Source organism: Parasphingopyxis marina, assembly GCF_014237875.1.
GTDB classification, from domain to species: domain Bacteria; phylum Pseudomonadota; class Alphaproteobacteria; order Sphingomonadales; family Sphingomonadaceae; genus Parasphingopyxis; species Parasphingopyxis marina.
This window is the reverse complement of sequence record NZ_JACJVJ010000002.1, coordinates 45,288-67,889: the sequence shown is the minus strand read 5'-3', so window position 1 is coordinate 67,889 and position 22,602 is coordinate 45,288. Positions and strand designations below refer to the sequence as shown.

The window sequence follows — 22,602 nt, the reverse complement described above, 5'->3', positions numbered from 1 at the left end:
CGAACAATATGAGAAAACTCATGCCTTTGAACAGCTTGCGCGACAACACCAGCGGTGTCGCGTTGACCGAGTTCGCCTTCTCGCTGCCGATCCTGCTTTCGCTCATCTTCGGCGGCCTCGAGACTGCGAACTATGCGCTCGCGCATATGCGCGTCAGCCAATTGGCAATGACCGTCGCCGATAATGCCGGCCGCGTCAGCACGACGATCGACGAATCCCAGATCTACGAGATCTTCGCGGGCGCCGCTCTTGTCGGTGAATCGCTCGACTTCGAACCCAACGGCCGGATCGTCCTGTCTTCCCTGCGGGAAAATGGCGAAACCGGGTCCAATGCGGGCCAGGAAATCAATTGGCAGCGTTGCTGGGGCGATCTGACCAGCGTGACGCCGGCCTATGGCGTGCAGGGTACGGGCAGCACCAACGACGATCTCGAAGACGGGATGGGCCCGCCAGGCAACCAGATCCAGTCGGCGCCCGGCACGGCGGTCATGTTCGTCGAGGTTACCTATGACTATCAGCCGCTCGTCGAGCAGCTCAACCTCCTCGGCACGCGCCAGATCCGCTACGAAAGCGCGTTCAACGTGCGTGAACGGACCAACCAGAACATCACGAATACGCAGGGGCTGGCCGTCAACGGCTGCTAGCCCGGCAGAGGTGCGCGCGCGGAGGTTAGTTGCGGGACCAACCGCTTCTCCTTAGCGGTAGCAAACGGCCTTCGCCGCGCCGACCACCTTGTCCGAATTCACCAGCGCAAGCTTTTCGAGATTGGCCGCATAGGGCATCGGCACATCCTCGTTCGTCACCCGCATGACGGGCGCGTCGAGATCGTCGAAACCCTCCTCCATGCAGATCGCCGCTATCTCCGAAGCGATCGAGCAGGTCGCCCAGCCCTCTTCGACGACGACCATCCGGTTCGTGCGTTTCAGGCTTTCCAGCACCGCCGCCTTGTCGAGCGGCCTCAAGGTGCGCAGGTCGATGATATCGGCCTCTATCCCCTCGCCAGCCAGCTTTTCCGCGGCTTCCAGCGCGATGCCCACGCCGATCGAATAGGTGACGATGGACACGTCGGCGCCTTCGCGCACACGCCGCGCGCTGCCGATCGGGATCGAATAATCGTCCAGCACCGGCACTTCGAAGCTGTGCCCGTAAAGCAGTTCGTTTTCGAGAAAGACGACCGGATCCATCGAGCGGATGGCCGATTTCAGCAGACCCTTGGCATCGGCCGCCGAATAGGGCGCGATGACGACAAGGCCGGGTATCTGGGCATACCAGGGCGCATAATTCTGGCTGTGCTGCGCGCCGACGCGGCTGGCCGCGCCATTGGGGCCCCGGAACACGATCGGGCAGCGCATCTGCCCCCCCGACATGTAATTCGTCTTGCCCGCCGAATTGATGATATGGTCGATCGCCTGCATCGCGAAGTTGAAGGTCATGAACTCGACGATCGGGCGAAGCCCAGCCATCGCCGCGCCCGTGCCGATACCGGCAAAACCATATTCGGTAATCGGCGTGTCGATCACGCGGCGACCGCCGAATTCCTCGAGCAATCCCTGGGTGACCTTATAGGCGCCCTGATATTCGGCGACCTCTTCGCCCATCACGAAAACACGCTCGTCAGCGCGCATTTCTTCCGCCATCGCATCGCGCAGCGCCTCGCGGACCGTGAGTTTCGCCATCTCGGTGCCTTCGGGCACGTCGGGGTCGACGCGCAGGCTTGCAGGCTTGCTGTCTTCCTTGGCGATCGTGTTGGCAGCAGCCGTCTTGGCGGGTGGCGGGTCGTCCGGCTGCGATTCCGCAGGCTCGTCCTTGCTCGTCTGCGGCGAAGCCTCGATATCGGCAGCGTCTTCGCCTTCCTCGGCGAGCATCGCGATTACCGTACCGACTTTCACCTCGTCCGTACCTTCGGGAACAAGGATCTTGGCGATCGTCCCCTCATCGACCGCTTCGAATTCCATCGTCGCCTTGTCGGTTTCGATCTCGGCCATGATATCGCCGGCGGAAACCTCGTCGCCTTCCTTGACCAGCCATTTGGCCAAAGTGCCCTCTTCCATCGTCGGCGAGAGCGCCGGCATCTTCAATTCGATCGGCATCAATATTGCTCCACCAGCACGTCGGTGTAGAGTTCATCGGGGTCCGGCTCGGGCGAGCTTTCGGCGAAATCTGCTGCCTCGCCGATGATCGCCTTGATCTCCTTGTCGATGGCTTTCATCTCGTCCTCGGAAATGCCGGCGGCTTCGAGGTCCTTCTTCACGCCCTCGATCGGATCGGATTTCTCGCGCACCGACTGGACTTCTTCGCGGGAGCGATATTTGGCCGGGTCGGACATCGAGTGGCCGCGATAGCGATACGTCTTGAGTTCCAGCAGGATCGGCCCCTTCCCTGCCCGCACCCAATCGAGCGCGACCGTCGCCGCGCCCCGCACTTCGAGCACGTCCATGCCGTTCACCTGCAGGCCCGGAATGCGGAAGCTTTCGCCGCGCCGATACAGCTGGTCTTCGGCCGACGAACGGTTGACGCTGGTGCCCATTGCGTACTGGTTGTTCTCGATCACGAAGATGATCGGCAGTTTCCACAGCTCGGCCATGTTGAAGGCTTCATAGACCTGGCCCTGGTTCGCCGCGCCGTCGCCGAAATAGGCGAGCGTCACGCCGCCATCGTCGTTATATTTCTGCGCAAAGGCGAGCCCCGCACCGAGCGGCACCTGCGCGCCGACGATGCCGTGCCCGCCATAAAAGCCCTTCTCGACCGAAAACATGTGCATCGACCCACCCTTGCCCTGCGCAATACCCGCAGCGCGGCCGGTGAGCTCGGCCATGATCACCTTGGGATCGAGGCCGTAGGCGAGCATATGACCATGATCGCGATAGCCGGTGATGACCTTGTCCTTGTCGCCATCCAGCGCCGATTGAAGGCCGACGGCGACCGCTTCCTGGCCGATATAGAGATGGCAGAAACCGCCGATCAGGCCCAGGCCGTATAGCTGGCCGGCCTTTTCCTCAAAGCGGCGGATCAGCAGCATCTGGCGATAATATTCGAGCAGCTGTTCCTTGGTCGCCTCGAACCGTTGGGGTTCGTCAGGCCGTTCACGGTTAGGCTGAGGCGGCGGCGCGGATTTTCGCGCCGTGGATTTGCCAGCCGGTTTGCTTGCTGTCTTGCGTGCAGGCGTTTTACGTGGTGCCGGTGCCTTGGCCAAAGCGGGCCCCTTTCTTCAGAACGTTAGCGTGCCGGAGATATGGAGGAGCGTTGCCGATTCCGCAATCAAGAAGCGCGGTTTTCCAGCATTTCCTATCGCGAATTCGGGATAGTTATGGGCCGGGTTACGGGCGAGCGGGCGGATCGAGCAGGATGAGATGCTCGTCTTCGCGAATTTCACCGGTGTTGCGGCGAACCAGTTCGTCGGCAAAGTCCGGATCGACGCTGCCGGGATCGAGCAGTTCGACCCGGTTGGCGAGCCGCGCGCGTTCGTCGACCAGCTGGACGAGTTCGACCTGGCGCTGTTCGCGCATCCGCGCATAGTCGCCCCAGGCGAACAGGCCGTTCGGGCCGAGCAGCGCATAGCCTGCGAAATTCGCGATCACGAGCACCGCCAGCGCCGGAGCGGCGGCCGAACGGAGCAAATGGGCAAAGGATCGCGGGCTGGTCAGCGTCATTGCGCCCTTGAATCACAGCCGACTCGTGGATTCAAGCGCGATTCATCACTTTGCGACGAACCGAATCAGGCTGTGGATAAGATGAGTCCCGGGGATAACTTTCCGCTACCGCAGAATTCCGCGGCCTGCATAATGCGCGCTATCCCCAAGCTCCTCCTCGATGCGGATCAGCTGGTTGTATTTGGCGAGCCGGTCCGAGCGGGCGAGGCTGCCGGTTTTTATCTGGCCGCAATTGGTGGCAACCGCCAGATCGGCGATCGTCGCATCCTCGGTTTCGCCCGAGCGGTGCGACATGACGGCGGTATAATTCGCGCGGTGCGCCATATCGACGGCTTCCAGCGTCTCGGTCAGCGTGCCGATCTGGTTGACCTTGACGAGCAGCGAGTTGGCCAGCCCCTTTTCGATGCCCATGGCAAGGCGTTCGGAGTTGGTCACGAAGAGATCGTCACCGACGAGCTGGACGGTATCGCCGATCTTGTCGGTCAGCGCCTTCCAGCCCTCGAAATCGTCCTCGGCCATCCCGTCCTCGATCGACAGGATCGGATATCTGCCGGCGAGGTCCGCGAGATAATCGGCCATCTCGACCGGGGAGAGCGTCGTCCCCTCGCCCGCCATGACATATTTTCCGTCCTTGAAGAATTCGGTCGCCGCGCAGTCGAGCGCGAGCATGACATTGTCGCCGGGCGCGTATCCGGCCTTCTCGACCGCGGCAAGAATGAAATCCAGCGCTTCGGTGGTCGAACCGATATTGGGCGCGAAGCCGCCCTCATCGCCAACCGATGTCGAATGGCCGGCGGCGCTCAGTTCCTTTTTCAGCGTGTGGAATATCTCCGAGCCCCAGCGCACGGCCTCGGCGACGCTTTCGGCACCGACCGGCATCACCATGAATTCCTGGATGTCGATCGGATTGTCGGCATGTTCGCCGCCGTTGACGATGTTCATCATCGGCACCGGCAGCACGCTCGCTGAGGTACCGCCGACATAGCGATAAAGCGGCAGGCCGCGCGCTTCGGCCGCCGCCTTCGCGACGGCAAGGCTGACGCCGAGGATCGCGTTGGCACCGAGATTGGCCTTGGTGGGCGTCCCGTCCAGATCGATCATCGCCCGGTCGATCGCCACCTGTTCCTCGGCATCGGCGCCGCGAAGCGTATCGGAAATGACCCCGTTCACAGCCTCGCATGCCTGCAGCACGCCCTTGCCGAGATAACGGTCCTTGTCGCCATCGCGCTTCTCGTTCGCTTCATAGGCGCCGGTCGATGCGCCCGAGGGCACGGCGGCGCGGCCGAAGCTGCCGTCCTCCAGGGCGACATCGACCTCGACGGTCGGGTTGCCGCGGCTGTCGAGTATCTCACGGGCGCGAATGTCGGCGATGGCAGTCATCGAAAACCTTTCTTACAGGAAATGCCGGATTTACCTTTTGGCTCTATCCTTGCTGCGCGCGCGAAGCAAATGCTGTAGGAAAGACCCGACAGGCGGAACTCAATTGCCTTTCACACGCTTATTTATGATGAAGTGGCAATTCGTTACGGAGTTAGAATGATGGCTGCAAAGACAGAAAAACTGCCCGAAGGCACCGACAGCGTGATCGACACGCTCGAGGAAGAGGAAGGCGGCACGGTCGCCAAGGCCAAGGCTCGGATCAAGGAAGAAGCCGTGACCCTGAAATCGCAGGCTACGGGCAAGGCCCGAGACTATGCGCGCGACGGCAAGGAGAAGGCCACGGGCACGATCCGGGAAATCTCGGCTGCGATGGACGACGCCGCGCAATCGGTCGACCAGCGCCTCGGCGAAGATTATGGCGAATATGCACGCTGGGCCGCCGGCGCGATTTCGAGCTTTGCCGAAAAGATCGAAGCCAAGGATGTCGACGATTTGCTGGATGACGCCAAGGCGCTCGTCCGCAAGAGCCCGGTCGTCGCAATCGGCATTGCCGCGGTTGCCGGCTTCGCGATCGCCCGCCTCGTCAAATCGGGGCTTGGAGATCGGGACGAGGCATGAGCGATAACGGGCGCGAGGACATTGCCTATGGCGAATTGCTCGCCCGCCTGTTCGAGGACGGCGAGCGGTTCGCCCGGGCGCGCCTGAAGCTTTACCGCGCGCTGATCTTCTATCGCATTTCGCAGGCCCGGATGTCGGCCCTGCTGATGCTCAGCGCCGTGCTGATCGCCGCAGCCGCCTGCGTGGCGCTGATGCTGGCGCTGGTCGTCAGCCTAGCGCAATATACCGGACCATTTCTCGCTGGCATCATCGTCGGCGGCGGCGGCCTCGCCATCGCCGTTGGGCTCGGTTATGCGGCCGTTCGCCGCTTTCCCGATCTCGACGATCAATTGCTCGACAATGACGACCTGCCCTGGCTTCCCGAGGATCCCGTTCCCGACGAGCTGACGACCGGCGCGCCGGCAGTGGAGAAAGTCGACGCATGAAGACCGCCGAACAACGCCTGGCCGATGCGAAGATCGAGGAACGCCTGGCGCGATCCCGCTGGTTCGATTCCGTCGAAACCGCACAGGCGCGCGCCACGCCCGCCAACATTGCCGATGAGGCGTTCGAACAGGTGAAGGAACATGCCGCCCGGGCGGCGGCGCAGATGGGCAATGCGGTGCGCAAACGCCCCGGAACCCTGATTGCCGCCGGAACCGCCATCGGGCTTTTGCTGTTCCGCAGGCCGATCGCAAAGGCAGTCACGAAAACCCTTCGCAGCCACCGGGAAAAGCGCGCGGAAACACGCGCCCAGGCAGCCAAGAAACCGAAAGGCGTCCGGCCGCGGCCCGATCCGACGCCCAAGCAGATATCCGAGGAGGTATGACGATGAGTGTTAAGGACAGCGCAAAAAAAGCCGGCGACACGGTTCGCGAATCCTATCGCGCAACGCGCGCCAAGGCCGAAGAAGCTTATGAGAGCGCCGCAGCGCGAACGAGCGAATATTATGCCAGCGCCCGTGAGCGCGCCTCCGATGCGCGCCGCGTGACGGCGGAAACCGTCGACGGCAATCCGCTCGCCGCGCTGGTCGGCGGGCTCGGCATCGGGATGCTGATCGGCGCCTTGCTGCCGCGCACCCGCCGGGAAACCGAATTGCTCGGCCCTTACGGCCACCAGATCACCGATCGCGCCCGAGAAGCGGCCAAGGCGGCCCGCGCGGTCGGGGAAGAGAAGATCGACGGCCTCGGCTTCGTGAAAGATACCGCCCGCGACACGGCCAAAAAAGTGATCGACGAGGCCAAGATTGCCGCCAGCGAAGCCGGTTCCGCCGCTGCGAAGAAAGCGCGTGGCGACGAATAGCGCGGCGTTTGCGGTCAGTTCAATTGCCGTTCATCCGCCTTCCGCTATACAGTTAACACGCTGTAATAGCAGGATATTGAGGTAAAAAATGTTGCGTATTTCCAAGCTCGCTTTGGGTGCCATGCTTTCCGCAGGCATCGCCGCCCCGGCTCTCGTTACGCCGGCCTCCGCGGCTGTCAGCCAATCCAATCCTTCGGCCTTTGTCGAAACATTGGCTTCCGACGGACTCGCCGTTTTGCGGTCCGGCAGCGAAGCCCAGCGCCGCGGTCAGTTCCGTTCGCTGCTCGGCCAGCATTTTGCGGTCGAGGCGATCGGAGACCAGCTGCTCGGCCGCTGGCGCAACCAGATCACGCCGGCCCAATATTCGGCCTATCGCCGCGCGCTGCCGGGCTTCATCCTTGGCACCTATGCCGACCGGCTTTCCAGCTATTCGCGCGCCAATGTCGAGGTGATCAACGCCCGCCAGCAGGGTAGCAGCTATCTCGTCCAGACGCGGATCACCAATCCCGGCTCGCGCCCGGTTTCGGCGATCTGGTATCTGACGCGTTCGGGCAGCCGCTATCAGGTGTACAATATGCGCGTCGCCAATATTAACCTGACGCTTAACCAGCGGCAGGATTTCGACGCCTATATCCAGCGCCGCGGGTTCGATCAGCTCGTTGCCTTCATGGAATCGCGGGGCGCCTGACACGCGCATTCCGGGGCATTTTCGCAAGCAGCGCGTAGGAAGTGGCTGGCATTGGCCGCGCCTTTCGATTAAGGCGCGCGCCATGAGCGACAACAATCTCCACCTCGTGTTCGGCGGACGCGTTTCCGACCCGCAAACCCTTGATTTCAACGATTTCGATTCGATGGATCTTGTTGGCATCTTTCCCAATTACGAGGAAGCCGAAGAGGCCTGGCGCGCAAGGGCGCAGCAGACGGTAGACGATGCGGAGATGAAATATGTCGTCGTCCACCTGCACCGGCTTCTGGAACCGGAACAGATCAGACGCGCCAGGAAATAGCCTCTAACTAGGCGTTGCGATAACGCCAGAGCAACAGCGGCCGCGCCAGCGCGAGGCCCGCGATAAACCCGAAAATATGCGCCATGATGGCGACCGGTGCCGGCGATCCCAGCGTCGTCAATGCGATCAGCAACTGGATGAAAATCCACGCCCCCGCCAGCGAAGCGACATGCTGCCAGCCGCCGACGCCGTTGCGCGGCTTCGAATAGAGCAGAGCATAGGCGCCGATTACGGCCGATACCGCGCCGCTCGCCCCGATCATCGGCGCGGCGCTATCCATGTTGAAAAGATAATGCCCGGCCGCCGCGACATAGGCGCCGACGATATAGAGCGCGAAAAGCCCGGTGCCGCCGATCAGTTTTTCGACTCCCCTGCCGCAAACGAACATCAGCAGCATGTTGAAGGCGACATGCAGGAAATCCGCATGAAGCAAGGTCGCCGACAGCGGCGTCAGCACGGCAGGCAGCGCGCCCGGGACGTCCAGCCCGTCGAACCGCAGCGGCACGAAACCGCCAAAACCGAAGGCCCATAGCTGCAGGCGGAACAAGGCGATCACCGCCCAGCACAGGATGGTGACGCCGATGATCCGTTCGGTCGGCGATGAATGGGCGAGGCGCGTCTGCCAGTTCATGAAAGACCCTCCTCGCCCGCGCCTAGACGAACTCGATCTTCTCGATCAGATAATATTTGTCGCCGGCGGGCACGGTGAACTCGATCTCGTCGCCCTTGTTGCGGCCGATAAGCGCCCGCGCCAGCGGCGAACTGTAGGAGATCTTGCCCGATTTGGCGTCCGCCTCGATCTCGCCGACGATCTGGTATTTGATCTTCTTGTCGTCCTCGTCGAGCAGGTGGACGGTCGCGCCGAACACGACCTTGTCGCCCGAAAGCTCTTTCGGGTCGATCACCTGGGCACGCGTCAGCCGGTCTTCATAATCGCCGATCTGCGCCTCGATCTGGCCCTGCCGCTCTTTCGCCGCATGATATTCGGCGTTCTCGGAAAGATCGCCATGGGCGCGCGCTTCCTCGATCGCGTCGATCACCGCGGGGCGTTCGATTTCCTTCAGGCGCTTCACTTCCGTGCGCAGCCAGTCATAGCCTTCCAGAAGCATCGGCATTTTTTCGATAGTCGCCATTGCCCTACCTTTCGTCAAAACATTGCCGTGCGGCGGTCCTTTCGGGTCCGCCTGCTTTTTCCGCACAAATTGTCGGGATCAGCGATCGGCGACCGGATAATAAGCCTGAAGCGGCTTCACTTCAAGTTCTGTTGTCCTCAAGGCACCGATCGCCCTGACCGCGGCCGCGCTGGCGGCAGCCGTCGTGAAATAGGGAATCCGGCTGGAAACCGCCGATTTCCGGATGGAAGCGCTGTCCTTGAGCGATTGCCAACCCTCGGTCGTATTGAAAATTAGGGCGATATCGCCATCGACAATGGCGTCGACGATATGCGGCCTGCCCTGCGCGACCTTGTTGATGCGCTCCGCCGCAACGCCGTTTTCGATCAGGAAATCCGCGGTGCCGCCGGTCGCGACGATCGCGAAGCCATAGCTGGCAAGGGCCTTGGCGGGTTCGAGGATATGATCCTTGTCGCCCTGCTTGACCGAAATGAAGACCTTGCCGCCGGTGGGCAGGGTCACTCCCCCCGCAAGCTGGGACTTGGCAAAGGCGATCGCGAAATCATTGTCGATGCCCATCACCTCGCCCGTCGATTTCATCTCGGGGCTCAGCACCGGATCGGTGCCCTGGAAGCGCGCAAAGGGGAAAACCGCTTCCTTCACGGCGATATGATCAATCGCGCGGTCTATCACGGGCAGGTCGGCCAGCATCTCGCCCGCCATCACCCGCGCGGCAATCTTCGCTACCGGATGGCCGATCGCCTTGGCGACGAAAGGCACGGTGCGGCTGGCGCGCGGATTGACCTCGATCAGATAGACCTCGCCATTCTTGATCGCGAACTGGACGTTCATCAGGCCGCGCACGCTGAGGGCGCGGGCCAGCGCATCGGTCTGCCTTTCGATCTCGGCGATGATCTCCGGCGGCAGGCTGTAGGGCGGCAAGGTGCAGGCGCTGTCGCCCGAATGAACGCCGGCTTCCTCGATATGCTGGAGCACCCCGGCCACCACGACATCGGTGCCGTCGGCAATCGCGTCAACATCCACTTCAATAGCGTCGCGCAGATACTGATCGATCAGTACCGGGCTGTCACCCGACACCTGCACGGCGGTTTCGATATAATCCTCGAGCTGGGCGTCGCTGTCGACAATCTCCATCGCCCGACCGCCCAGCACATAGCTCGGGCGCATCAGCACCGGGTATCCGATCCGCCGGGCGACGGCGAGCGCCTCCTCCTTGGAGCGCGCAATGCCATTATCGGGCTGCTTGAGGCCGAGCTTCGAGACAAGCGCCGCGAAGCGCTCCCGATCCTCGGCCAGATCGATGGCGTCGGGCGATGTGCCGAGGATCGGGATGCCCGCATCCTCGAGCGCCTGCGCCAGCTTCAGCGGCGTCTGGCCGCCAAACTGGACGATCACACCGACAAGCTCGCCCTTCGATTGCTCGACGGCAAGAATCTCGAGCACATCCTCGGCGGTCAGCGGCTCGAAATAGAGGCGATCCGAGGTGTCGTAATCGGTCGACACCGTTTCCGGGTTGCAGTTGATCATGATAGTTTCGTAGCCCTGCTCTTCCAGCGCGAAACAGGCGTGGCAGCAGCAATAGTCGAACTCGATCCCCTGCCCGATCCGGTTCGGTCCGCCGCCCAGGATCACGACCTTTTTCCGGTCGCTCGGCATCGCCTCGCATTCGGGCTCACCGAAGACGGGTGCTTCATAGGTCGAATACATATAGGGTGTCTTCGCCTCGAACTCGGCCGCGCATGTGTCGATCCGCTTGAAGACCGGGCGCACGCCGAGCTTGTGGCGCAGTTCGCGGACCTGCGTCTCGGTCACCGCGCCGGCCATCGCCTGCATCGCCTCGCCGATCAGGCCGGGGCTGTAAGCGGCCTTTTCCATGCCGTCGGCAACATGGACGGAAGCCAGGGCAAGGCGCGCCAGCCGATTGTCCGAAAAGCCCATGGCCTTCAGCTTGCGCAGCCCCACGGCATCGTTGGGCAGGCCATTGTCGATCACCTCGCGCTCCGCAGCGACGATCTCGGCCAGCCTTTCCAGGAACCAGGGATCATATTTGGTGATCGCGTGAACATCCTCGACGCTGAAACCCTCGCGCAGGGCCTGGGCGATCACCAACAGCCTTTCGGGCGAAACCTCGGAAAGCGCTGCCTCGATCCGCGCGCGCGGCGCGTCATGAAGCTCATCGACCCAGTTGAGCCCGACAAGTCCCGTCTCGAGCCCGCGCAATGCCTTTTGCAAACTCTCGTGGAAGTTGCGGCCGATCGCCATGACCTCGCCGACCGATTTCATCGCCGTGCCCAGCACCGCTTCGGCGCCCTTGAACTTCTCGAAAGCGAAGCGCGGGATTTTCGTCACGACATAGTCGATGGTCGGCTCGAAGCTCGCCGGCGTGACGCCGGTGATATCGTTGTCGATCTCGTCGAGCGTGTAGCCGACCGCCAGTTTCGCAGCGACCTTGGCGATGGGAAAGCCCGTCGCCTTGGAGGCCAGCGCCGAGGAGCGCGAGACCCGCGGGTTCATCTCGATCACCACCAGCCGGCCGTCTTCCGGGTTCACCGCAAACTGGACGTTCGATCCGCCGGTCTCCACCCCGATCTCGCGCAGCACCGCGATACTCGCGTTGCGCATGATCTGGAATTCCTTGTCCGTCAGCGTCAGCGCGGGCGCGACGGTGATGCTGTCGCCGGTATGCACACCCATCGGGTCTATATTCTCGATGCTGCAGATGATGATGGCATTGTCGTTCTTGTCGCGAACGACCTCCATCTCATATTCTTTCCAGCCGAGCAGGCTTTCGTCGATCAGGATCTGCGCAACCGGCGAAGCATCGATGCCGGTGCGGGCATAATATTCAAATTCCTCACGGTTATAGGCAACGCCGCCGCCGGTGCCGCCCAGGGTAAAGGCCGGGCGGATGATCGCGGGCAGCCCGATATCGTCCATCAGCTGCACGGCATTGGCAAAGCCCTGGGCGCGATCATAGCCGGTGATCTTGCCGGCATCGTCCTTGATCGGCGGCGCGGCGGCGATGGCCGAGCGCGGGCTTTCCAGTCCGATCCGCTCCATCGCCGCGATAAAGCGCTCGCGATCCTCGGCCTTGTCGATGGCATCGGCATCCGCGCCGATCAACTCGACGCCGTATTTTTCCAGCGTGCCGTCGGCGTCCAGCGCCAGCGCCGTATTGAGCGCCGTCTGCCCGCCCATCGTCGGCAGCACGACAAGCTTGTCGTCGGGCCGTTCGGCGCGCTCCTTGGCGATGATCTTGGCGACGATCTCGGGCGTGATCGGCTCGACATAGGTCGCGTCGGCGAGGTCGGGATCGGTCATGATCGTCGCCGGGTTCGAATTGACGAGGACGATGCGATAGCCCTCCTCCTTCAACGCCTTCACGGCCTGCGTCCCCGAATAATCGAACTCGCACGCCTGGCCGATGATGATCGGGCCCGCGCCGATGATGAGGATGGAGGAGATGTCGGTACGTTTGGGCATTTATCGTTCTATTCCGTCAGCGGGCGGCGCCTCGTTCCCGACGAAACCCAAATTGTAAATTTGTGCGTCGCGCAATCCAGCCAACACACAGTCTACCTCTTCGTAAGTGCCATCTGGGGACGGCCTTACCTCAACAGCTCCCCCCTCCCGAACGATCAACCACTCGGTGGGCGTGCCGCAGTCAGCCGAAATGCGGTCCAATTTGGCATGCATGGAATTTCCGCCTTGTTCGGCTCGCGCGGAACCCGAACATCCGATGATCGACGAAAACCCGATAAGAAGGCCGAAAGAGATGCCCGTGCGCTTGAACATCATCTGAGCCGATCCACGAACTTCCCGAACAGATAGGTGCTGTCCTGCGGCCCCGGGCTCGCCTCGGGATGATATTGCACGCTGAACGCCGGATAGTCCTCCAGCTCCAGCCCGCAGAGCGAGCCGTCGAACAGGCTGACATGCGTCGCCTTCACGCCGTCGGGCAGGCTGTCGATATCGACCGCGAAGCCGTGGTTCATGCTGGTGATCTCGACGCGGCCGTCGGCGAGGCGTTTCACCGGATGGTTCGCGCCGCGATGGCCCTGGTGCATCTTGATCGTCTTCGCGCCCATGGCGAGGCCGAGCATCTGGTGGCCGAGACAGATGCCGAAGAGCGGCTTGCCGGTATCGAGCATCGCCCGGATCACGGGCACCGCATAATCGCCGGTCGCCGCGGGATCGCCAGGGCCGTTGGCGAGGAAATAGCCGTCGGCATCGTGGTGCATCACGTCTTCGGTTGAAGCGGTACCCGGCAGCACCGTCACCCGCGCACCGGCGGCGACGAGATTGCGCAGGATATTGCGCTTTGCGCCATAGTCGATTGCGACAACATGCGGGCGGGCAGCATCGTCGCCCTCGCCCAGCGCATAGCCCTGCCCGAGCTGCCAGAGGCCGTCGCGCCAATCATATAGCTGCGCGGTCGTGACGTCCTTGGCGAGGTCCATGCCCACCAGCCCCGGCCACTCCGACGCCTTCTTCGCCAGCGCCGCGATATCGAATTCGCCCGTCTTGCTGTGCGCGATCACGCCGTTGGGCGCGCCTTTCGCGCGGATCATCCGGGTCAGCGCGCGCGTATCGACACCGGCCAGCCCGATCCGGCCGTTCGCCGCAAGCCATTGATCGAAGCGCTGGGTGGAGCGGAAATTGGACGGGTCTGTCACATCCTCGCGCACGATACAGCCGAGCGCATGGGCGTTGGTCGCCTCGATATCCTCGGGGTTCGCGCCGACATTGCCGATATGGGGAAAGGTGAAGGTGATGATCTGTCCGGCATAGGAGGGATCGGTCATGATCTCCTGATAGCCGGTCATCGATGTGTTGAAGCAGACCTCGCCGGTCGCATCGCCTTCCGCGCCGAAGCCCCTGCCCCAGACGCATGTCCCGTCCGCCAGAACCAATACGCCCGTCGCTCCTTCGGGCGTGTGGGCGGGTTTGGCGTCAGCCATGGGATGTTACCTTGCTCTATAAAGTTTGCCGGGCGCGCAAACGGTTGTCAGCTAGGCAGCCCGCCCCGCCGGGTCAATGCCTGTTCTTTCGCTTTATCCCCAGCTAGGGTTTTCCGCCCAAATGCCCGCGCCGCTGGCAGCGCAACAGACAAGGAAAAAGCAGATGATCCGCGACGATATCAAGGCCGCCCAGGTCGCCGCGATGAAGGCCGGGGACAAGGACAAGCTCGCCGCCGTCCGCCTTATTCTTTCAAAGATCAAGGATCGCGATATCGAATTGCGCACCGAGAGCGGCGCCAAGGACGACGACGCGATGGTGAGCGAGGTGCTGCAGAAGATGGTCAAGCAGCGCCGCGAATCGATTGCGATGTACGAGACCGGCGGCCGCCAGGAGCTCGCCGACGCGGAAAAGGCCGAAGTTACGGTAATAGAGGAATTCCTTCCCGCGATGATGGACGAGGCGGAAATGGCCGCCGCCATCGACGCGATCATCGCCGATACGGGCGCGCAAGGTGTTCAGGACATGGGAAAAGTCATGGGCCAACTGAAAGCGAAGCATGCCGGGGAAATGGACATGGGGCTGGCGAGCGGCATGGTGAAGGCGAAGCTCGCGGGCTGACCCCGGGTTGACGCGAGGCGTTCGGGTACCGACATTTGTCGTCTGCTTCCCCACGATTCAGGAATGTTCATGCGCTTTGCCGCCTTTTTACCGCTTTCCCTTGCGCTGATCCTCCCCCTGGCCGCTTGCCAGTCGCCGGCCGATGCGCCGGCCGATCCGGTTGAAGACGCCACGCTCGCCGAATCCCGAGACATGATCGCGCCGACCGATTTCGCGGCGTTGGAACTGGGCGGCATTATCCAGGGCCCGCTCGGCCCGGAAGTCGAAGCGTCGCTGGTCGCCGCCGGGGTCGCGCTGGGCGATATCGCCAGCCGCGTCCAGTGCCCGGGAGACTTGGACCCATGCGATCCGGGCACCGCTCCCGAAGGCACGATCTACACTTATATCTACGAAGTGCGGCCCGGCTTCGACGGCCCCAACGATCCGCCGTTCGAAATGCCGGAAGAGCTGCGTCCGGTGGAACGCGCGACGAGTTTCGCGCTCACCTTCCCCGCTTATGGCTTTACCGGTGTCGCCGGCTATTCGGTATATGACGCGGAATCGGTGCTTGCCGACGGCTTTACCGCCACGATCAGCTGCGTCGATAATCGAATCGTCTGGACGATCCCGGAGGAATCGGAATGGGGAACGGGTGAAACGATCACCTTTTTCTGGCAATCGACCCAGCCACCGAGCGGCCCGACCGGCGAATATCGATTCACTGCCGACGGCGCGGAAGCGACGGGTATGGGCCCGATGCCGAGCGAGGGCGGGGCTATCGCGGCGGTGTGCGAATAGGCTTTGCCCGCCCCCGGACCGGGTCCGGCGATACAAATGTCACTTATCCCCGCAGATGGATTGAAAATCGCCGCTTTTGGCGCTATTCGGCGTTATAATAGGGTTATGTCCCTTTCCCCTGCTTTCCTTGACGAGCTGCGCATGCGGACGACGCTGTCCGGTGTCATCGGGCGGCATACCAAGCTCCAGAAAGCCGGCCGCGAATGGAAGGCCTGCTGCCCCTTCCACAAGGAAAAGACGCCCTCCTTCACGGTCAACGACGAAAAGGGCTTCTATCACTGCTTCGGCTGCGGCGCGCATGGCGATGCCATAAGCTACGTCACGGAGACGCGCGGCCTTCCCTTCATGGATGCGGTGAAAGAGCTGGCGGAAGCCGCCGGCATGCAAATGCCCGCGCCCGATCCGCAAGCCCGCGAACGCCAGGAACGGTCTTCAACCCTTCGTGACGTCATGACCGCTGCGGCGGACTGGTATGTGGAGCAACTCCATGGACCGGCCGGCGCGGAAGCGCGCGCCTATCTGGAGCAGCGCGGCCTCGATGCGGCCACGCAAAAGGCATTCGGCCTCGGCTTTGCGCCGGATGCGCGCGGCAAGCTGGAAGAGGCGCTGAAGGAATTCGGGCGCGACAAGCTGATCGAGGCGGGCCTGATCGCCATTCCAGAGGATCGGGGCCGCTCCCCCTATGACCGGTTCCGGTCCCGCCTGATGTTCCCGATCCGCGACCAGCGCGGCCGGGTGATCGCGTTCAGCGGGCGGATCATCGGCGATGGGAAACCCAAATATCTGAATTCGCCCGATACGCCGCTCTTTGACAAGGGACGGACGATCTACAATTTCGACCTAGCCTCGCCGGCGTCGCGCGACGCCAAACGGATTATCGTCGTCGAGGGCCAGATGGACGTGATCGCGCTCCACCAGGCCGGCTTCCCCGAGGCCGTCGCCCCGCTCGGCACCGCGCTCACCGAAGAACAGCTGACCATGCTCTGGCGCGTCGACGAAGCGCCGATCCTCTGCTTCGACGGCGATGCCGCCGGCCAGAAAGCCGCGATGCGCGCCGTCGAGCGCGCGCTGCCGGCAATCAAGCCCGAACGCACGCTCGCCTTCGTCTCGCTGCCGCCGGGGCAGGATCCGGACGATGTGATCAAGGCCGGGGGCACCGCCGATCTCAAACGGCAATTCGCAAACCCGCTCAGCCTTGACGCATTTCTGTGGAATTACGAATCCACGCAAATCGACGCGCGCAGCCCGACAGCGCGCGCCAAGCTCAAGAAACGGCTGGCCGACATCGCCCAGGGGATCGGCGATCCGGCGATGCGCGACGAGTTCGGTCGCGAATTTCGCGATCGTTTCTGGCAGGCCTATGGCTGGAAAAAGAAGGAAGTCGAATTCGTCCGCGGCGCGATTGCGGCGACATCCGGTCGCGATCGACTGCAGGGCCTCGATCTTTATATTCGGGCGATCCTGCTCGGTCTGTCGCGCTATCCGGTGGTCGTGAAGACCCGCGCCGACCAAATCCAGTCGCTCAGCGTCGACGAGAGCCTGCTCGCCAAATGGCGTGACCTGCTCGTTGCCGCGGCTTTCGAGCGGCCGGACCTTGATGCTGACATGATCGAAACCATATTGGCAGATGCGGACATAGAAGTGGCGGAGAACCGCCATTTGTGGCGCGATCTTGGCTTTTCTTTCTTTTATCGCCGGTCGGACCCGGAGGTCGCGATCAGGGATCTGGAGGCCGCGATCGACACGATCGCCCGCAGCCAGGAGCTCGAGGCCAATCTCGAAAGCGTCCGTGCCGCGCTCGAACACGCGGCGGATTCGGACGATTTCGAAGGCGTCTGGAACAGGGAATCGGAACGGCGGCGTCAGCTGATGGCGGAAAAGCAACGCTTGCACGATGAATTGGAATTGCTAGGGGAAGCCGCAGCTTAGCGGCGTCAAACGCAGGATAACATATGTCAAAAGCAAACACCGCGCCCAAGGACGAGGGCGACGCACCGGTCATCGACCTGAACCAGGCGTCGATCAAGAAGCTCATCGCCAAGGCGAAGAAGCGCGGTTACCTCACCTATGACGAGCTGAACGAGGCACTGCCGCAGGATCAGATGGCCTCCGAACAGATCGAGGACATCATGTCGGCGCTGTCCGAGATGGGCGTCAACATCGTCGAGAATGAGGACGCCGGCGAGGAAGAGGCCGCCGAAGCCAAGGACGTTCCGAGCGCGGTGGATGGCTCGGAAGACGAACCGGAAGAGAAAAAACTGGTCGAAGCGCCCAAGGCCAAGACCACGGGCGACCGCACCGACGATCCGGTGCGCATGTATCTGCGCGAAATGGGCGCGGTCGAACTGCTGAGCCGCGAAGGCGAAATCGCCATCGCCAAGCGTATCGAAGCGGGCCGCGACATGATGATCATGGGGCTGTGCGAAAGCCCGATCACCTTCCACGCGATCATCGAATGGTCGGACGCGCTGAACGATGAGGAAATGCAGCTGCGCGAAATTCTCGATCTCGAGGCGATGCTGACCAAGGGGCCGACCGCGGAAGACGTCGAGAATGACGACGACAGCGGCGAAATCTCTGAAAAAACCGCCGGCGTCTCGATCAAGGAAGACGAGGACGATTTCGACGAGGAGGAAAGCGCCGACAAGGACGAGGAAGACGACGACAGCACGGACGACGAAGACGCTGCGGCGGCGCGTCGCCGCGAGGCCGAGGAAGACGAAGACGACAACCAGCTCTCGCTCGCCCAGATGGAAGAGGCCCTCAAGCCCGACGCGCTGGAGCGGTTCGCCAAGATCACGAAGCTCTACAAGACCTTCTCCAAGGTCCAGGAGCGGCGGCTGGAAGCGCTCGGCAGCGGGGAGGAATTCCCCAAGGCGCAGGAAACGCGCTACCACAATCTGCGCGAAGAGCTGACCGCCGAGGTCGAAAGCGTCCAGTTCCATGCGACCAAGATCGAATATCTGGTCGACCAGCTCTATTCCTATAATCGCCGCCTCACCGCGCTGGGCGGCCAGATGCTGCGGCTTGCCGAGCGCCACAAGGTGCCGCGCCGTTCGTTCCTCGAAGAATATATGGGTAACGAACTCGAAGACGGCTGGCTGAAGAAAGTCTCCAAGATCGACGCGAAATGGGAGAAGTTCGCCGACAAGGAAGCCGAAGCCGTCGAACGCATCCGCACCGAAATCGGCGAGATCAGTCAGGCGACCGGCACGTCGCTCAACGAGTTCCGCCGCATCGTCAACATGGTTCAGAAGGCCGAGCGCGAAGCGCGGATCGCCAAGAAGGAAATGGTGGAAGCCAATCTCCGTCTCGTGATTTCGATTGCCAAGAAATACACCAATCGCGGCCTTCAGTTCCTGGACCTGATCCAGGAAGGCAATATCGGGCTGATGAAGGCGGTCGATAAGTTTGAGTATCGCCGCGGCTACAAGTTCAGCACCTACGCGACCTGGTGGATTCGTCAGGCGATCACCCGCTCCATCGCCGATCAGGCGCGCACCATCCGTATCCCGGTGCACATGATCGAGACGATCAATAAGCTGGTTCGCACCTCGCGCCAGTTCCTGCACGAGCAGGGCCGCGAGGCGACGCCGGAAGAAATGGCCGAGCGGCTGTCGATGCCGCTCGAAAAGGTCCGCAAGGTGATGAAGATCGCCAAGGAACCGATTTCCCTCGAAACGCCGATCGGCGACGAGGAGGATTCGCATCTCGGCGACTTCATCGAGGACAAGAATGCGATCATCCCGGTGGACGCCGCGATCCAGTCCAACCTCAAGGAAACGGTGACCCGCGTGCTCGCCAGCCTCACCCCGCGCGAAGAACGTGTGCTGCGCATGCGCTTCGGCATCGGCATGAACACCGATCACACGCTCGAAGAGGTCGGCCAGCAATTCTCGGTGACCCGCGAACGCATTCGGCAGATCGAAGCCAAGGCGCTGCGGAAACTCAAGCATCCGAGCCGCAGCCGGAAAATGCGGAGCTTCCTCGACCAGTAGCCGGCCGGAAAGATTCAGCCTTTCAGCGGTTCCAGCCCTTTAAAAAAGGCGTCCGAGACGTTTACCGGATCGTGCGCCTCGCGGAATGCTGCGAAGTCGATCGTGCTGGATCGGTGCTCGAAACCCGCCAGTGCCCGGGCGAGCGCATGCTCGCCGGTGTCCGCATATAGCGTAACATTGAACCGCTCCAGCGCGGCAAAGGCTTGGGCCCGCGGCGCGATAATTGGGCAATCGAACGACAGCGCCAGCATCGCCGCGCCGGAATTGAGCTGCTCGCCGCTATAGGGAAGGACGGCGGCATCCGCGGCGCGGAAATAACGCTGGATCTCGTCGTCCGGCACCTTGTACGGGAGGAAGCGCACCGCGTTGACGCCCGCCACCGCATCGCCGACTTCTGCCACATAATCCGCGTCGCTCGGAATACCGGTGATCACGAGGCGCAGATCGGGCCGAGTCTTCGATGCCTCCGCAAAGGCGGCGATCAGCCGGTTGAGGCCCTTGTAGCGCTGGATCGATCCGAAAAAGAGCAGCAACGTCGCTCCCGGATCGATGCCCAGCGTCTCGCGCGCTTCGGATCGTTCGAGATGATCGGCATGGGCGGGATCGTAGTGCGGGTGACGCGCCACAAACGCGTGCCTGGGGCCAAGGCCGAAGGCTTCTTCCAGCAACGCGGCATGGCTTTCGTCCATGAAATGGACAGCATCGAAGTCCGCGATGATGCGGCGGCGCAATTCGGTATCGACCTCGGGATAGCGCGATCCATGGGGAATCGTGTTGTGCGCGGTCCAGACGAACTTCGCGCCGGTCCGGCGGCGCAGCGCATCGAAGGATTGCAGCGCATTCTCGACGACCTGGCGGTATTCCGACTCGGTCTCGACCTTGTTGGCGAGCGGCCCGAACCAGTGCGCGTGAAAGATGACGGGCCCCGGCCAATATATCTCATCCAGCTCCTCCAGCTTCACGATCCGCTCGACGGCGAAGCCATGCGTTTCGGCCCGCCGATAGAGCAGCGACTGGAACTTGTTGGCGCGCGCCGTCGGCCAGCAGATCAGCAGTCCCGGCAGCTGCCCGGTTCCCAGCGCGGCGAGCTCGCTATATTTGCGGGCCAGCGCTTCCGATCGGCCGCAAGGCACGATAGCCGGGGCCTCGCCCGGTTTCATCGTTCGCTTCCCTTGCGTTTCGCGTGGTGCGTGCGCGCTGCCGCATAAACCTGTTCATAGCGTGCGACGCTCTGCGGCCAGAGCCTCGTATCTTCCACCCATTTGCGCGCCGCTTCGGCGCGGCTGGCGCGCCGGGCGGGATCGGCGAGCGCCTGCTGGATCGCGCGCGCGAGGTCCGCGGGATTGCCGGTTTCGAAATACAGGCCGCGCTCCTCCTCGCCGATCAGTTCGCGCGATACGGGGCGGTCGGACATGATCAAGGGCCGCCGCAGCGCCATCGCCTCGACAGGTTTCATCGGCGTTACATAATCCGACGCATAATCGGGAAGGCGCGGTACGACGAAAATATCGATCGCCGCATAGGCCGCCGCTATCTCGGCATGATCGATTTGCCCCGTGAAGATCGTCGAATCCGCTATGCCGAGCACGGCGGCGCGCTGCTCTATCTCTTCGCGATAATTGCCATCGCCGACGATAAGCAGCTGGAGGCCGGGATTGCTGGCGGCCAGGCGGGCGAACCCCTCGCATAATATCTCATGTCCTTCGCGCCGCGAGATATTGGACACATAGCCGATGACCGCCTTGCCCATCAGCCCCCATTTGGCGCGAAAGGCTTCGCAGGTATCGCGATCCGGCTCTTCCAGAAAATGCTCTTCCACCGAGTTGGGAACGATGAAGAGCCGCGTTTTCACGGCCCCGCGCCTGTGAAGCTGTTCGGCCATCGCTTCGGATATCGTCACCACCGCATCGGCAGCCGCCATGCAGCGGTCCTCCTGGGCCATGCGCAAGCGCGTGTGTTCGGTATCCTCGATCCCGTTGAAACGCGGGCCCCAGGTATGTTCGTGGAAGGAGCGGACTTCGTAGACGAACGGCAGATTGCGCGCCTGCGCCAGCGCCAGGCCCTTGAGCGCATTGTCATACCCGCGAAAGCCCGACGCCGCGTGGATGATCGAGGGCCAGACGGTGCCGCAAATCTCGTCGAGAAGATGCGCCTCGAACCCGAGCACCACATCCTTCGGCATCTCCGTCTGATCCTGCGCCGTGAAATGGCAATAGTGGATCGGCACCCCTTCGCTCTCCACGACGAAGGGCCCGTCGCGCCCGCCGTTGGCCTCGACGAGAGTCTCAGGCAGGTTTCCGGGCGCCACCGCAGCAACCGGATTCCAGCCACGGGCCTTTTGCTGCTTCACGATCGACCAGTTGCGCACCGCGCCGCCGGTCGATTCCACCGGGTAGATCGTCTTGAAGAGGTGCAGCACGGTCTTATCGCCGCCATCGGCGATCGGCCGCTTCGGCAGCAGCGGCAGCCAGCCGGTATCGAGTTCCGCGCACAATCCGCGCTTGCGCCGCAGCACGAGCGCCGCCGCGATATTGCGCTCCCTGAGCCAGATCGCTTCGGCGGTGCGAACCTGTAGCGCCAGCTCTCCGCGGTTCGTGGCTTCCCGGAGGAGCCCGCGCAGTTTCTTCGTTTCAAGCCCGCTCAACGCATCTACCGACATCTGCCGGGCGATCTCCCGGGTAATCGGGCTGTCCTCAAGCGGTTCAGCCTCGACTCCGTCGAGAGCGTCCCCCGCTACCGTCGTCGCCTCATCCGCCTTGGATGCGCGGAAGGCGCGCCATTGGCGAAAGATCGAAAACGGCAGCAGCGGCAAGCGCAATGGATTGCGGATCGCTCGCAGCACTGCCTCGCCAAAACGATAGGAAAGCTGCGAGCGGACGCTTTCCCGCGCGGCGTCCAGCTCGGGCGCGAGCGCCTTCGACCGGTTCTGCTCGTATCGGCGAATGGTCCGCCGGGCCTCGGTCAGTTCGCTTTCGAGCGATTCGGCACGTTCGACGAGCGCGCGGCCAATATCGGCAGGCCCGGCACGCCGATGATCGTCGATGTCGTGGAAAGCTTTTCCGCTCATGCCGGCCCCGGCGCTCGGGGATGGCCGGGCTTTTGTCAAGAACCCGCGCGTTCCTGATGGTTAACTTCCGTCAATTCTAGACTAATGGGCTGTAAACCGGGTCTTTACACG

At 62.6% G+C, this 22,602-nt stretch carries 21 protein-coding genes; 11 read left to right on the top strand and 10 right to left on the bottom strand.

Annotated features, from left to right (window positions below; genetic code table 11):
* The first annotated feature begins 8 nt into the window (after positions 1-8).
* Entirely contained in the window at positions 9-644 is a 636-nt protein-coding gene (locus H6P80_RS09065; protein ID WP_185801086.1) for a TadE/TadG family type IV pilus assembly protein, read from the top strand.
* 51 nt (positions 645-695) lie between these two features.
* Here H6P80_RS09065 and H6P80_RS09060 read toward each other — a convergent pair whose 3' ends face one another.
* The 4 genes from H6P80_RS09060 to eno all read right to left on the bottom strand — a co-directional run bounded on the left by H6P80_RS09060 (position 696) and on the right by eno (position 5,030).
* A complete protein-coding gene (locus H6P80_RS09060) occupies positions 696-2,090 on the bottom strand; it encodes a pyruvate dehydrogenase complex E1 component subunit beta (protein WP_185801085.1) in 1,395 nt (464 codons plus the stop codon).
* Positions 2,090-3,193: a pyruvate dehydrogenase (acetyl-transferring) E1 component subunit alpha gene (gene pdhA / locus H6P80_RS09055; protein ID WP_185801084.1), complete on the bottom strand. Its 1,104-nt coding sequence runs from the start codon at positions 3,191-3,193 to the stop codon at positions 2,090-2,092. Before pdhA ends, H6P80_RS09060 begins: the two co-directional genes overlap by 1 nt.
* Before the next feature lie 124 nt (positions 3,194-3,317).
* Positions 3,318-3,650, bottom strand: a complete 333-nt coding sequence (locus tag H6P80_RS09050) for an FtsB family cell division protein (protein WP_185801083.1) — start codon at positions 3,648-3,650, stop codon at positions 3,318-3,320.
* Between the two features lie 105 nt (positions 3,651-3,755).
* A complete protein-coding gene (gene eno, locus H6P80_RS09045; protein ID WP_185801082.1) occupies positions 3,756-5,030 on the bottom strand; it encodes a phosphopyruvate hydratase in 1,275 nt (424 codons plus the stop codon).
* A gap of 159 nt (positions 5,031-5,189) precedes the next feature.
* On the opposite strand from eno, the gene H6P80_RS09040 reads away from it, so the two are divergent.
* The 6 genes from H6P80_RS09040 (at position 5,190) to H6P80_RS09015 (ending at position 7,936) form a co-directional block, all read left to right on the top strand.
* Complete coding sequence (locus H6P80_RS09040; protein WP_185801081.1) at positions 5,190-5,648, top strand: hypothetical protein; 459 nt, start codon at positions 5,190-5,192, stop codon at positions 5,646-5,648.
* Complete coding sequence (locus H6P80_RS09035) at positions 5,645-6,073, top strand: phage holin family protein (RefSeq protein ID WP_185801080.1); 429 nt, start codon at positions 5,645-5,647, stop codon at positions 6,071-6,073. Before H6P80_RS09040 ends, H6P80_RS09035 begins: the two co-directional genes overlap by 4 nt.
* Complete coding sequence (locus tag H6P80_RS09030) at positions 6,070-6,456, top strand: hypothetical protein (protein WP_185801079.1); 387 nt, start codon at positions 6,070-6,072, stop codon at positions 6,454-6,456. The genes H6P80_RS09035 and H6P80_RS09030 overlap by 4 nt, the downstream gene beginning before the upstream one ends.
* Before the next feature lie 2 nt (positions 6,457-6,458).
* Positions 6,459-6,929, top strand: a complete 471-nt coding sequence (locus H6P80_RS09025) for a DUF883 family protein (protein WP_185801078.1) — start codon at positions 6,459-6,461, stop codon at positions 6,927-6,929.
* A gap of 88 nt (positions 6,930-7,017) precedes the next feature.
* Positions 7,018-7,617: an MlaC/ttg2D family ABC transporter substrate-binding protein gene (locus H6P80_RS09020; protein WP_185801077.1), complete on the top strand. Its 600-nt coding sequence runs from the start codon at positions 7,018-7,020 to the stop codon at positions 7,615-7,617.
* An 82-nt stretch (positions 7,618-7,699) separates the two neighbouring features.
* The gene (locus tag H6P80_RS09015; RefSeq protein ID WP_185801076.1) at positions 7,700-7,936 is read left to right on the top strand and encodes a DUF4170 domain-containing protein; all 237 of its coding nucleotides are present in this window, start codon (positions 7,700-7,702) and stop codon (positions 7,934-7,936) included.
* Between the two features lie 7 nt (positions 7,937-7,943).
* Here the strand turns inward: H6P80_RS09015 and H6P80_RS09010 are convergent, their stop codons facing one another.
* The 4 genes from H6P80_RS09010 to carA form a co-directional block, all read right to left on the bottom strand.
* The gene (locus H6P80_RS09010; protein WP_185801075.1) at positions 7,944-8,567 is read right to left on the bottom strand and encodes a rhomboid family intramembrane serine protease; all 624 of its coding nucleotides are present in this window, start codon (positions 8,565-8,567) and stop codon (positions 7,944-7,946) included.
* A 22-nt stretch (positions 8,568-8,589) separates the two neighbouring features.
* Positions 8,590-9,069: a transcription elongation factor GreA gene (gene greA / locus H6P80_RS09005; protein WP_185801074.1), complete on the bottom strand. Its 480-nt coding sequence runs from the start codon at positions 9,067-9,069 to the stop codon at positions 8,590-8,592.
* Positions 9,070-9,147: 78 nt separating this feature from the next.
* Positions 9,148-12,552, bottom strand: a complete 3,405-nt coding sequence (gene carB, locus H6P80_RS09000) for a carbamoyl-phosphate synthase large subunit (RefSeq protein ID WP_185801073.1) — start codon at positions 12,550-12,552, stop codon at positions 9,148-9,150.
* A 311-nt stretch (positions 12,553-12,863) separates the two neighbouring features.
* Entirely contained in the window at positions 12,864-14,030 is a 1,167-nt protein-coding gene (carA, locus tag H6P80_RS08995; protein WP_185801072.1) for a glutamine-hydrolyzing carbamoyl-phosphate synthase small subunit, read from the bottom strand.
* A gap of 163 nt (positions 14,031-14,193) precedes the next feature.
* Here carA and H6P80_RS08990 point away from each other — a divergent pair, with 163 nt between their 5' ends.
* The 4 genes from H6P80_RS08990 to rpoD all read left to right on the top strand — a co-directional run bounded on the left by H6P80_RS08990 (position 14,194) and on the right by rpoD (position 19,424).
* Positions 14,194-14,649, top strand: coding sequence for a GatB/YqeY domain-containing protein (locus H6P80_RS08990; protein ID WP_185801071.1), 456 nt, complete (start codon positions 14,194-14,196; stop codon positions 14,647-14,649).
* A gap of 69 nt (positions 14,650-14,718) precedes the next feature.
* The gene (locus tag H6P80_RS08985; protein WP_185801070.1) at positions 14,719-15,426 is read left to right on the top strand and encodes a hypothetical protein; all 708 of its coding nucleotides are present in this window, start codon (positions 14,719-14,721) and stop codon (positions 15,424-15,426) included.
* A gap of 105 nt (positions 15,427-15,531) precedes the next feature.
* Complete coding sequence (gene dnaG, locus H6P80_RS08980; protein ID WP_185801069.1) at positions 15,532-17,355, top strand: DNA primase; 1,824 nt, start codon at positions 15,532-15,534, stop codon at positions 17,353-17,355.
* A 23-nt stretch (positions 17,356-17,378) separates the two neighbouring features.
* Positions 17,379-19,424, top strand: a complete 2,046-nt coding sequence (gene rpoD, locus H6P80_RS08975) for an RNA polymerase sigma factor RpoD (protein ID WP_185801068.1) — start codon at positions 17,379-17,381, stop codon at positions 19,422-19,424.
* 14 nt (positions 19,425-19,438) lie between these two features.
* On the opposite strand, the gene H6P80_RS08970 is transcribed toward rpoD, so the two are convergent.
* Together H6P80_RS08970 and H6P80_RS08965 are read right to left on the bottom strand one after the other, a co-directional pair.
* On the bottom strand, positions 19,439-20,584 hold the full coding sequence (locus H6P80_RS08970) for a glycosyltransferase (RefSeq protein ID WP_185801067.1): 1,146 nt from the start codon (positions 20,582-20,584) through the stop codon (positions 19,439-19,441).
* Complete coding sequence (locus H6P80_RS08965) at positions 20,581-22,491, bottom strand: glycosyltransferase family 4 protein (protein WP_185801066.1); 1,911 nt, start codon at positions 22,489-22,491, stop codon at positions 20,581-20,583. Before H6P80_RS08965 ends, H6P80_RS08970 begins: the two co-directional genes overlap by 4 nt.
* Positions 22,492-22,602 lie beyond the last annotated feature (111 nt).

Bases quoted from the DNA above. Each gene is read 5' to 3' on its own strand.
- eno (WP_185801082.1), bottom strand. From the start codon at position 5,030: ATGACTGCCATCGCCGACATTCGCGCCCGTGAGATACTCGACAGCCGC.
- H6P80_RS09025 (WP_185801078.1), top strand. From the start codon at position 6,459: ATGAGTGTTAAGGACAGCGCAAAAAAAGCCGGCGACACGGTTCGCGAA.
- carA (WP_185801072.1), bottom strand. From the start codon at position 14,030: ATGGCTGACGCCAAACCCGCCCACACGCCCGAAGGAGCGACGGGCGTA.
- H6P80_RS08965 (WP_185801066.1), bottom strand. From the start codon at position 22,491: ATGAGCGGAAAAGCTTTCCACGACATCGACGATCATCGGCGTGCCGGG.
- rpoD (WP_185801068.1), top strand. From the start codon at position 17,379: ATGTCAAAAGCAAACACCGCGCCCAAGGACGAGGGCGACGCACCGGTC.
- H6P80_RS09030 (WP_185801079.1), top strand. From the start codon at position 6,070: ATGAAGACCGCCGAACAACGCCTGGCCGATGCGAAGATCGAGGAACGC.
- H6P80_RS09050 (WP_185801083.1), bottom strand. From the start codon at position 3,650: ATGACGCTGACCAGCCCGCGATCCTTTGCCCATTTGCTCCGTTCGGCC.
- H6P80_RS08985 (WP_185801070.1), top strand. From the start codon at position 14,719: ATGCGCTTTGCCGCCTTTTTACCGCTTTCCCTTGCGCTGATCCTCCCC.
- H6P80_RS09040 (WP_185801081.1), top strand. From the start codon at position 5,190: ATGGCTGCAAAGACAGAAAAACTGCCCGAAGGCACCGACAGCGTGATC.
- H6P80_RS08990 (WP_185801071.1), top strand. From the start codon at position 14,194: ATGATCCGCGACGATATCAAGGCCGCCCAGGTCGCCGCGATGAAGGCC.
- H6P80_RS09060 (WP_185801085.1), bottom strand. From the start codon at position 2,090: ATGCCGATCGAATTGAAGATGCCGGCGCTCTCGCCGACGATGGAAGAG.
- H6P80_RS09015 (WP_185801076.1), top strand. From the start codon at position 7,700: ATGAGCGACAACAATCTCCACCTCGTGTTCGGCGGACGCGTTTCCGAC.
- H6P80_RS09020 (WP_185801077.1), top strand. From the start codon at position 7,018: ATGTTGCGTATTTCCAAGCTCGCTTTGGGTGCCATGCTTTCCGCAGGC.
- H6P80_RS08970 (WP_185801067.1), bottom strand. From the start codon at position 20,584: ATGAAACCGGGCGAGGCCCCGGCTATCGTGCCTTGCGGCCGATCGGAA.
- H6P80_RS09035 (WP_185801080.1), top strand. From the start codon at position 5,645: ATGAGCGATAACGGGCGCGAGGACATTGCCTATGGCGAATTGCTCGCC.
- H6P80_RS09010 (WP_185801075.1), bottom strand. From the start codon at position 8,567: ATGAACTGGCAGACGCGCCTCGCCCATTCATCGCCGACCGAACGGATC.
- H6P80_RS09065 (WP_185801086.1), top strand. From the start codon at position 9: ATGAGAAAACTCATGCCTTTGAACAGCTTGCGCGACAACACCAGCGGT.
- carB (WP_185801073.1), bottom strand. From the start codon at position 12,552: ATGCCCAAACGTACCGACATCTCCTCCATCCTCATCATCGGCGCGGGC.
- dnaG (WP_185801069.1), top strand. From the start codon at position 15,532: ATGTCCCTTTCCCCTGCTTTCCTTGACGAGCTGCGCATGCGGACGACG.
- greA (WP_185801074.1), bottom strand. From the start codon at position 9,069: ATGGCGACTATCGAAAAAATGCCGATGCTTCTGGAAGGCTATGACTGG.